Genomic DNA, 8,560 nt, shown 5'->3' with positions numbered 1-8,560 from the left:
ACGATGTGGAAGGGCTCGTTGTCCTTCGAGACACCGATGCTCTGGGCGGTCGGCTTCCTGGTCACGTTCGTGTTCGGCGGCCTCACCGGCGTCATGCTCGCCTCGCCGCCGCTGGACTTCCCGACCTCCGACACCTATTTCGTGGTGGCGCACTTCCACTACGTCATCTTCGGCACCGTCGTCTTCGCGATGTTCTCCGGCTTCCACTTCTGGTGGCCGAAGTTCACCGGCAAGATGCTCGACGAGCGCCTGGGCAAGATGACGTTCTGGACGCTGTTCGTCGGCTTCCACGGCACCTTCCTCGTCCAGCACTGGCTGGGTGTGAACGGAATGCAGCGCCGGATTCCGGACTATCTGGCGGTGGAGGGGCTGACGACGCTCAACTCGCTGTCGTCCGTGTTCTCGTTCGTGCTCGGCGCCTCGCTGCTGCCGTTCTTCTACAACATCTGGAAGACCGCCAAGTACGGCAAGAAGGTCGAGGCCGACGACCCGTGGGGCTACGGCCGCTCGCTGGAGTGGGCGACGTCCTGCCCGCCACCGCGGCACAACTTCCTCACCCTGCCGCGGATCCGTTCCGAATCCCCGGCGTTCGACCTGCATCACGCCCCGGAGCGGCGGAAGGAGCTGACCACGCTGTGAGCCTCACCGACAAATACCTCAACGAAAAAGGGCTCAACGACAAGTTCCTCAACGACATCGAGGGGCATCTGCTGCTCGCCGCGACCCGCGAGGAGGGCCGATCGGCCGCCGCGCGATTCAGTGCTCCGCTGCACTGGCTGACGGACACCCAGCGGGGCGAGGTGGAGCGGCGGTTCGAGGCGGAATACCTCGCACTCGCCCGCGTCTCCTGGCAGCACACGGCGGTGCGTGCCGGGAGACTGCGGGACGAGTACGAGGCGACCTACCGCGACCTGCGGCGCCGTCTGCTGGCCGGCTGGCTGCTGACGTGCGCCGTGGCCGTCGGTGTCCTGACCGTGTGCTTTCTCTAGGCCGGCGCTAGCTCACCGTCCACTTCTGGTTGTTCTGGCCGTTGCAGCTCCACAGCACCAGCTTGGTGCCGTCGGCCGTGGCCGCGCCGTACGCGTCGAGGCAGAGTCCGGCGTGGACGTTGGTGAGCGTGCCGTCGCTGTTCAGGTTCCACTTCTGGTTGTTCTGGCCGTTGCAGTCCCAGATGACGACACGGGTGCCGTTGCTGGTGCCGAGGTTGTAGGCGTCCAGGCACTTGTTGCCGTAGACCACGAGTTCCTTGCGGCTGCTGTGGTACTGCCACATCTGGTTCTGGCCGGCGGTGCAGTCCCAGAGCTGGGCGTCGGTGCCGTTCGCGAGGGTGTTGTCGTCGATGTCGACGCAGCGGCCGGACCCGGTGCCGGTGATCAGCGTGCCGTTCTTGCCGGGCAGCGGCCGGACGACGATGCCTTCGAGGGTCGGTGCGCCGGAGAAGGCGATCGTGTTGGCGTTGCCCCTGGCGAGGGAGACGTTGACGGAGATGTTGCCCGCGGCGGTGCCGGTCGGGGGGAAGGAGACCTTGGTCGGGGTCTGTCCGTTGACGGTGAGGGTGGCCGTGCGGGCGGTGGCGGTGTTGTTGGTGTAGGAGACCTCGACCGTCTTCAGGCCGGCGCTTCCCGCGACCACGCCGGAGAAGCTCGACGTGCCGCTGTAGGTGCTCGCGGACTGCTCGGTGCCGCCGGTGACCGTGAGCAGGACGGAGCCGCCCGCGGGCACGCCGGTGGTGTAGCTCGTGCCGGTGGTGGCGACGTTCTGCCGGGCCCACAGGTCACGGACGGTCGCGGAGGCGTTCGTCAGTCCGAGGTCGGACCAGCGGACGGTCATGTTCTGCGTGGTCGAGGTGCGGTTGAGCAGGACGACGGCACGGTTGCCGCCGCCGGCGAGGACCTTGCCGTACACCTGGAGCCCGGTGGTGTCCTCGGCGACCTCGACGCCCTGGAGGCCGCGCGGGTCCTGGTCCACGGCGATGACCTCGGGGTTGGTGAGGATGCCGGTCGTCTCGGCGGTGAGGGTGGTGAGGTCGAGGCCGGCGAGCAGCGGGGCGCCGGAGATCGCCCACAGGTTCATGTGGCTGCGGTTCTGGGCGGCGGTCAGGCCCGTCATGCCCACGACCATCATGTCGGGGTCGTTGTAGAAGCCGGTGTGCTGGGCCGTGGGGTGGATGTTGCGGTCGAAAGCGGTCAGGACGTTGCTGTAGGACGGTGTGCCGCCGTGGAAGAAGATGTCGGTGTTCGTCCGCCACATCGGGCCCATGCCGGGTGCCCAGTTCCAGGGGTTGTCGTAGCCCCAGTTGCACAGGGAGAGCGCGAGCGGGCGGCCGGTGGTGGCGGTCGCGGTGGCGACCGCGTCGCTGATCGCCTGGTAGGTCGTCCTCGGGTCGAGGCCCTCGGCGTCGCCGCCGCACCAGTCGACCTTCACGAAGTCGAAGCCCCAGCGCGAGAACTGGAGCATGTCCTGCTCGTAGTGGCCCTCGCTGCCGGAGCCGGGCGCGGCGGGGCGGCCGGTCGGGAAGTAGTAGCCGCAGCCGTCCTTGCCCGCGTCGGTGTAGATGCCGGCCTTGAGGCCCTTGCTGTGGATGTAGTCGGCGATGGCCTTCATCCCGCCGGGCCACTCCGCCTCGTCGACGGTGATGTTGCCGCCGCTGTCACGGGTGCCCTGCCACCAGCCCTCGTCGATGTTGATGTACTCGTAGCCGGCCTCGGGCAGCCCCGCCGCCACGAACGCGTCGACCTGCCGCTTGATGACGTTGTGGTCGACTTTCGCGGCGAACGCGTTCCAGGAGGCCCAGCCCATGGGGGCGGCCGGCACCGGGATCTGCCGGGCCGTCGTCGCCGCCCGGGCCGGGGTGGGCGCCGCGAACAGCAGCGCGGCCGTCGCGGTGAGCGCCAGGACCAGGGCACGCGTGACGGCGGTTCTGAAGCGGCGGACGAGGTTGGTGCGGGGCGGGGGGTACATGCGGCTCCTTCACGCGGGAAGCGGGGGAAGGCAAGTTGTCCGTGATTTCGAACGCAATTCGGAACATCGAACACGTGGCGCTGAAGTTAGGGCCGTGCGAGGGGGAAGTCAACGGATGGGACGGACCTGAAGTCGCCCGTTCGCGCGTCCAGTTGGCGCTCTCGGGGTCCTGCGCCGCCATACTGGCGAGGTGAGGGTGGCGATCATGACAGTGGGCTCCCGGGGCGATGTGGCTCCTTACACCGGACTCGGGCACGCCCTGTCCCGGGCCGGGCACGAGGTGACCCTGGTGACACACGGCTGCTTCGAGCGGCTGGTCACGAAGTCCGGCGTACGGTTCCATCCGCTGCCCATCGACCCTCGGGCGGAGCTGGAGTCCGCGCGCGGGCGGAGTCTGCACCGCAGCGGGAGCGGCCTGGGCAAGCTCGTACGCGTGGTGGAGCTGGCCCGGAGCCTGGCCGGGTCACTGACGGACGACATGCTGGCCGCGGCGCGGTCGAGCGACGCCCTGCTCCTCGCCCCCTCCACCGCACCACTGGGACACGCCATCGCCGAGGGTCTGTCCCTGCCCAGCATCGACCTGCCGCTCCAACCGCTCGCTCCCACCCGGGAGTTCGCCCCGGCGATGCTCGGCGGGGGCTCCTGGGGGAGCCTGCCGAACCGGGTCGGCGGCCATGCCGTGAACCTGGCGATCGAGCGGGTCTTCTCCGCGGCCGTACCCGACGCGCGCGCACGCCTCGGGCTGCCTCGCGTCAGGGCCCGCGGCGAGCTACGAGGCCGCCCGGACGGCACGGTGCTCCACGGCTTCAGCCCCTTGGTGGTGCCCCGTCCGCACGACTGGGGCCCGCACCTGCGCGTGACGGGGTACTGGTGGCCCTACGACGGTTCGGCTCAACTCCCGCCCGATCTACGGGATTTCATCGACGCCGGCCCGCCTCCCGTCTTCGTGGGCCTGGGCAGCGCGACCGTCCCCGATCCGGCGGGGCTGAGCGCGGAGGTCGTGCGTGCCGTGCGTGCGGCCGGGCTGCGGGCGGTGATCCAGCGGGGCTGGGGCGGTCTGGCCGCCGCCGGGGACGACGTCCTGACCATCGACGAGGTGCCGCACTCCGCACTGTTCCCGCGGATGGCCGCCGTGGTCCACCACTGCGGCGCGGGCACGACCGCCGCCGGACTGCGCGCCGGGGTGCCCGCGGTACCGGTGCCGATCCAGTTCGACGAGGGCTTCTGGGGCGCCCGCCTGGTCTCGCTCGGTGTCGCGCCGCGCGCCCTGCCGCTGCGGAGGTTCACGGCCGACGCCCTGGCAGCCGCCCTGCGGCAGGCCACCGGCGACCCGGCCCACGGCCATCGCGCCCGCGCCCTTGCCGACGGGCTGCGCGCCGAGGACGGCATGGCTCCCGTGCTGGACGCGGTGCACCGGCTCGGCGGCTGAAGCACGGTGCGGCTTGGGTCGGCAGACGTTCAAGGCCCGGTGAGCCGCGTCCCGACGGGCTGGAGGATGCCGAGCAGGATACGGACGAGTTCGTCGACGACCTCGTCGAGGGTCGCGTCCACCCATCCCGCGCTCCAGTCGTGCAGCAGCCCGTTGACGCTGCCGATGAACGCCGTCACGGCCAGCCGGTAGTCGCGCGGCGCCGCCTCCCCGCGCGCGACGGCGCCCGCCACCTCGGCGCACACCAGGTCGATCCAGCGGGCGCGGCGCGCCAGACGCTGTTCCTCCAGGCGGGGGCTGACGCCGATGATCTCGACGAAGGTGATGCGGATACGGCGCCGGTCCGAGGTGACGTTCGCCGCGTACGCACGGAAGATCACGGTGGCACGCTCGGCGAGCGGCATGTCCTCCGCCTCGGCGACCGCGCCCAGGACGGCCTCCTCCGCCCACCCGTTGACCTGGAGGTGGAGCGCGGCGAGCACATCCTCCAGGGTGCGGAACTCCTCGTAGAACTGACGCGTCGACAGTCCGGCGGCCTCGCTGAGCGCCGCCACCGTCGTCCCGCGGAAGCCGGGGCCGTCGCCGAACAGTTGCAGCGCCGCGTCGAGGAAACGCCGCCGTCGCTCGGCCTGCCGCTCCTCGGCCGACTTGCCGCCGTAGCGGCCGGTGGGCGCCTTGATCCTGCCCGCCACGCTGTCCTCCCGCCGCCGCGCCGTCCCGACGATCAATTTTGTCGTGTACGCAGTCTTGTGGAGAAGGGCACCCCCTCCTTACTTTTCAGTAAGTTGATTCTGAAAGCACATGTGTTCAGATTCGACGCTCCGCTTCGGCATGCCCCACTCATGACGCCCACCCCCTTTCAGAGGAAGAGAGAGCAGTCATGCCTGCCATCAGAACCAGGCACCTGTGCTCCGTAGCCGCCGCCCTCGCTCTGACCGTCTCCGCCTCCGCGACCGCCGCCACCGCCGCCGACTCCTCCGCCGCACTGCGCGAAGTGCTGTTCGTCGGCAACAACTGGGACGGCACCGCCGACGTCATCAAGTCGTCCGGTGACTTCGCGAAGATCGGCCGTATCAACGTCATCCCCGACAAGGACGAGCGGATGGCGGAGATCAACGCGAACCCGATCAAGTGGATCTACTTCATGGCGATCCGCAACAGCGTCGGCGAGGGCCACGACCAGTTCGTCGACGACATGTACTCGACGCCGGACGGGAAGTCGGTCGTCGTCTCGCGTCCCAGCTTCGCCGACGTGGTCTCCCTCGACCTGGCCACGGGCGAGGTCAACTGGCGCTTCCCGGTGTCCGGTTACCGCGCCGACCACATGGCCGTCTCCCCCGACGGCAAGCGGGTGGCCGTGTCGGCCTCGACCTCCAACACCGTGCATGTCCTGGACATCGAGAGCGGTCGGGAGCTGGGCAAGTTCGGCACCGGCGACAAGCCGCACGAGAACATCTTCACGCAGGACGGCAAGTACATCTACAACATGGCGATCGGCGACGTGAACACGCAGACCGACGCCCCCTGGCTGGACTGGACGAAGGGCGACCGGCGCATCACGGTCGTCGACGCGACCACGTACAAGCAGGTCAAGGTCATCGACATGCGGCCCAAGCTGGACGCGCTCGGCCTCACGGACTACTCGGACGCGGTGCGGCCTGCCGTGTTCTCGCCGGACGAGTCGAAGCTGTACTTCCAGGTGTCGTTCTTCAACGGCTTCTTCGAGTACGACCTGGCCACCGACCGGATCACCCGCACCAAGACCCTGCCGAAGAACCCGGCGACCAGCGACGACCGCACCACCTTCGTCAACGACTCACGCCACCACGGCATTTCGATGAGCCCGGACGGCAGCAAGCTGTGCGTCGCGGGGACGATGGACGACTACGCCACCGTCGTCAACCGCACGACGCTCCAGGAGGGCCCGCTCGTCACCGCCTCCAAGCCCTACTGGGCCACGGTCAGCGGTGACGGCAAGTCCTGCGTGGTCTCCGAGAGCGGCACCGACCAGGTCACGGCCATCGACTTCGCCACCGGGCAGAAGCAGGTGTCCGTCCCGGTCGGCGACCACCCGCAGCGGGTCCGGCTCGGCCATGTGCAGAGCGGCTGGGCGAGTCCGGCGGCGAACTGATCAGCCCAGGGCCTTCAGCACCGCGCACACCCCGTCCTCGGTCGCCATGTGCCGTGCGGCGACCGAGGCGGCACGGGCGTACGCCTGCTGCCGCACGGTCCGGCCGAGCGCGTCCGCGAGCCGCTCGGCGGTGAGCGAGGCGAAGGGGATCGGGTCGGTGGCGGCGCCGATCGCGGCGAGCCGGCCCGCCCAGAACGGCTGGTCCGCCGTCACCGGCACGGGCACCGAGGGCGCCCCGGCGCGCAACGCGGCGGCCGTGGTGCCCGCCCCGGCGTGATGTACCACCGCGGCCACCCTGGGGAACAGCAGGGCGTGCGGCAGGTCGCCGACGGTCAAGACGTCGTCGCCGTCGGCCGCGAGTCCGGCGCTGCCCGTCTGGACGATGCCCCGCAGCCCGGCGCCGCGCAGCGCCTCGACGGCGATCCGGCTCAGCCGCTCGCCGTGACCGGCCGCCATGCTGCCGAACCCGATGAACACCGGGCGCGCTCCGGCCGCGAGGAAGTCCTCCACGTCGGCGGGCAGCCGACGGTCCGGGGAGAGGTACGGCCACCAGGTGCCGACGACGTCGAGTCCTTCGCGCCAGTCGGACGGGCGCCGCACCAGCGCCGTGCTGAAGCCGTGCAGGACGGGCCAGTTCGCCCGCTCCTGACGTCGGCGCATTGCGGAGGGCGCCGACGGAGGCAGGCCGAGACGGTGGCGTAGCGACGCGACGGCCTCGGCGTAGACGCGGTCAGCCATGCGCAGGGCGAAGCGTCCGGCGGTGCGGTTGCCGAAGCGGCCCAGAGAGCGCGTGCCCATCACAGGGGGCGGGAAGTCGCCGGTCGGGGCATTGGGCTGGAGATGGACGCCGATCGCCCGGATGCCTCTCGCCTCGGCCAGATGCCAGCCGAGCGGAGCGGTGGTCGCCGACAGCAGCAGAAGGTCCGTGCCGTCGTCCACGGCGTCGGCGAAGCCCTGAGCGAGCTCGGTGACGAACGCGGCGGCGGTGCACAGGAGTTCACGCCTGCTTTCGACGCCTTGCTGCGCCTGCGGGCGCGTAGGAAGGCTCCTAAACCCCAGGCCCGCCTCCCGTACCAGGGGCGCGAAGCTGTCCGTCGTGGCCACGGTGACCTCGTGCCCGGCCTCCCGCAGACCCGCTCCCAGCCCGGTGTACGGGGCGACGTCGCCGCGTGATCCGGCGGCGGCGATCAGGATCCTCATCGGTCCTCCTCCTCTCGGTCCGCCCGGCGGGCCGCGTTCGCGTGGACGGCCCTGCAGAGATAGGCGGCGAGGCCCGGCCGCTGCTGCGACGGCGGTACGACGAGCGCGAAGGCGCGCGGATCGGCGGCGAAGTCGTCCGCGATGCGCCGGTGCATGTCGGGCGGGCAGGTGGTGAACCAGCGGGCGATGTGCAGCCGGTGCTCCTCGGCGAGGTCCATGGCACGCTCGCCGTCGACGGGTTCGCCCTCGTCGAAGGCCGCGAGCAGTTCCGCGCGCCAGGCGGCTGCCTCGCCCATGAGCTGCCGCCAGTCCTCCTTGGTGTGCGCGGCGGCGCGGGCCATGGACTCCTTCTGTCCCGCCGAGTCCTGCCACTTGAGCTGGGCCTCGGTGGCGTAGGAGAGGTCGAAGGCGATCTCGCCGAAGACGTCGAAGCGTTCCTCCGGGGTGAGTTCCACGCCCGTCTGCTGCACGTCGATCGCCTGCTCGGCGACCTCCGCCAGCCTCTGCAACCGACCGATCTCCTCGCTCAACTGCCGTACCCGGGACCGGAGATACTCCAGTGCGTTCGCCTGCGGGTCCTTCAGGATCTCGGCGATCTCGTCCAAGGAGAAGCCGAGTTCGCGGTAGAAGAGGATCTGCTGGAGCCTGGCCAGGTCGGCGTCGTCGTACAGCCGGTAACCGGCGCCGCTGCGACCGCTGGGCGAGAGCAGTCCCGCCCGGTCGTAGTGGTGCAGCGTGCGCACGGTCACCCCGGCGAAGGCCGAGACCTGCCCCACGGAGTAACTCATTCACCTGCCCTTTCGTCGAGGTACAGCGTGCAGCCTGACGTAAGGGGAGGG

8 protein-coding genes are annotated in these 8,560 nt (G+C 70.3%); 4 read left to right on the top strand and 4 right to left on the bottom strand.

Annotated features, from left to right (window positions below; all coding sequences use genetic code 11):
• Both ACFPQ9_RS21545 and ACFPQ9_RS21540 read left to right on the top strand, forming a co-directional pair.
• The coding region (locus ACFPQ9_RS21545) for a cytochrome c oxidase subunit I (protein WP_380855413.1) at positions 1-639 on the top strand (639 nt) is incomplete at its 5' end.
• A complete protein-coding gene (locus ACFPQ9_RS21540) occupies positions 636-989 on the top strand; it encodes a hypothetical protein (protein WP_380855410.1) in 354 nt (117 codons plus the stop codon). The genes ACFPQ9_RS21545 and ACFPQ9_RS21540, both read left to right, overlap by 4 nt.
• 7 nt (positions 990-996) lie before the next feature.
• Here ACFPQ9_RS21540 and ACFPQ9_RS21535 read toward each other — a convergent pair whose 3' ends face one another.
• Positions 997-2,961 (bottom strand): RICIN domain-containing protein, encoded by a 1,965-nt coding sequence (locus ACFPQ9_RS21535; protein ID WP_380855407.1) that lies wholly within the window; start codon positions 2,959-2,961, stop codon positions 997-999.
• A 205-nt stretch (positions 2,962-3,166) separates the two neighbouring features.
• On the opposite strand from ACFPQ9_RS21535, the gene ACFPQ9_RS21530 reads away from it, so the two are divergent.
• Complete coding sequence (locus tag ACFPQ9_RS21530; protein ID WP_380855404.1) at positions 3,167-4,390, top strand: glycosyltransferase; 1,224 nt, start codon at positions 3,167-3,169, stop codon at positions 4,388-4,390.
• A 29-nt stretch (positions 4,391-4,419) separates the two neighbouring features.
• On the opposite strand, the gene ACFPQ9_RS21525 is transcribed toward ACFPQ9_RS21530, so the two are convergent.
• The gene (locus tag ACFPQ9_RS21525; protein ID WP_380855401.1) at positions 4,420-5,082 is read right to left on the bottom strand and encodes a TetR/AcrR family transcriptional regulator; all 663 of its coding nucleotides are present in this window, start codon (positions 5,080-5,082) and stop codon (positions 4,420-4,422) included.
• Between the two features lie 188 nt (positions 5,083-5,270).
• On the opposite strand from ACFPQ9_RS21525, the gene ACFPQ9_RS21520 reads away from it, so the two are divergent.
• A complete protein-coding gene (locus ACFPQ9_RS21520; protein ID WP_380855398.1) occupies positions 5,271-6,521 on the top strand; it encodes a YncE family protein in 1,251 nt (416 codons plus the stop codon).
• On the opposite strand, the gene ACFPQ9_RS21515 is transcribed toward ACFPQ9_RS21520, so the two are convergent.
• Positions 6,522-7,721 carry a glycosyltransferase gene (locus ACFPQ9_RS21515; RefSeq protein WP_380855395.1) on the bottom strand — a complete coding sequence of 400 codons (1,200 nt, stop codon included), beginning with the start codon at positions 7,719-7,721 and terminating at the stop codon, positions 6,522-6,524.
• Entirely contained in the window at positions 7,718-8,509 is a 792-nt protein-coding gene (locus tag ACFPQ9_RS21510; protein WP_380855392.1) for a MerR family transcriptional regulator, read from the bottom strand. Before ACFPQ9_RS21510 ends, ACFPQ9_RS21515 begins: the two co-directional genes overlap by 4 nt.
• Positions 8,510-8,560 lie beyond the last annotated feature (51 nt).

The organism is Streptomyces coerulescens (assembly GCF_042657965.1).
Classification (GTDB): Bacteria; Actinomycetota; Actinomycetes; order Streptomycetales; family Streptomycetaceae; genus Streptomyces; species Streptomyces coerulescens.
This window is presented reverse-complemented; position numbering and strand designations above follow the sequence as displayed.

What these genes read in the sequence shown, in the direction of transcription:
- ACFPQ9_RS21535 (WP_380855407.1), bottom strand. Translation starts at nt 2,961, where the DNA reads ATGTACCCCCCGCCCCGCACCAACCTCGTCCGCCGCTTCAGAACCGCC.
- ACFPQ9_RS21530 (WP_380855404.1), top strand. Translation starts at nt 3,167, where the DNA reads ATGACAGTGGGCTCCCGGGGCGATGTGGCTCCTTACACCGGACTCGGG.
- ACFPQ9_RS21520 (WP_380855398.1), top strand. Translation starts at nt 5,271, where the DNA reads ATGCCTGCCATCAGAACCAGGCACCTGTGCTCCGTAGCCGCCGCCCTC.
- ACFPQ9_RS21515 (WP_380855395.1), bottom strand. Translation starts at nt 7,721, where the DNA reads ATGAGGATCCTGATCGCCGCCGCCGGATCACGCGGCGACGTCGCCCCG.
- ACFPQ9_RS21510 (WP_380855392.1), bottom strand. Translation starts at nt 8,509, where the DNA reads ATGAGTTACTCCGTGGGGCAGGTCTCGGCCTTCGCCGGGGTGACCGTG.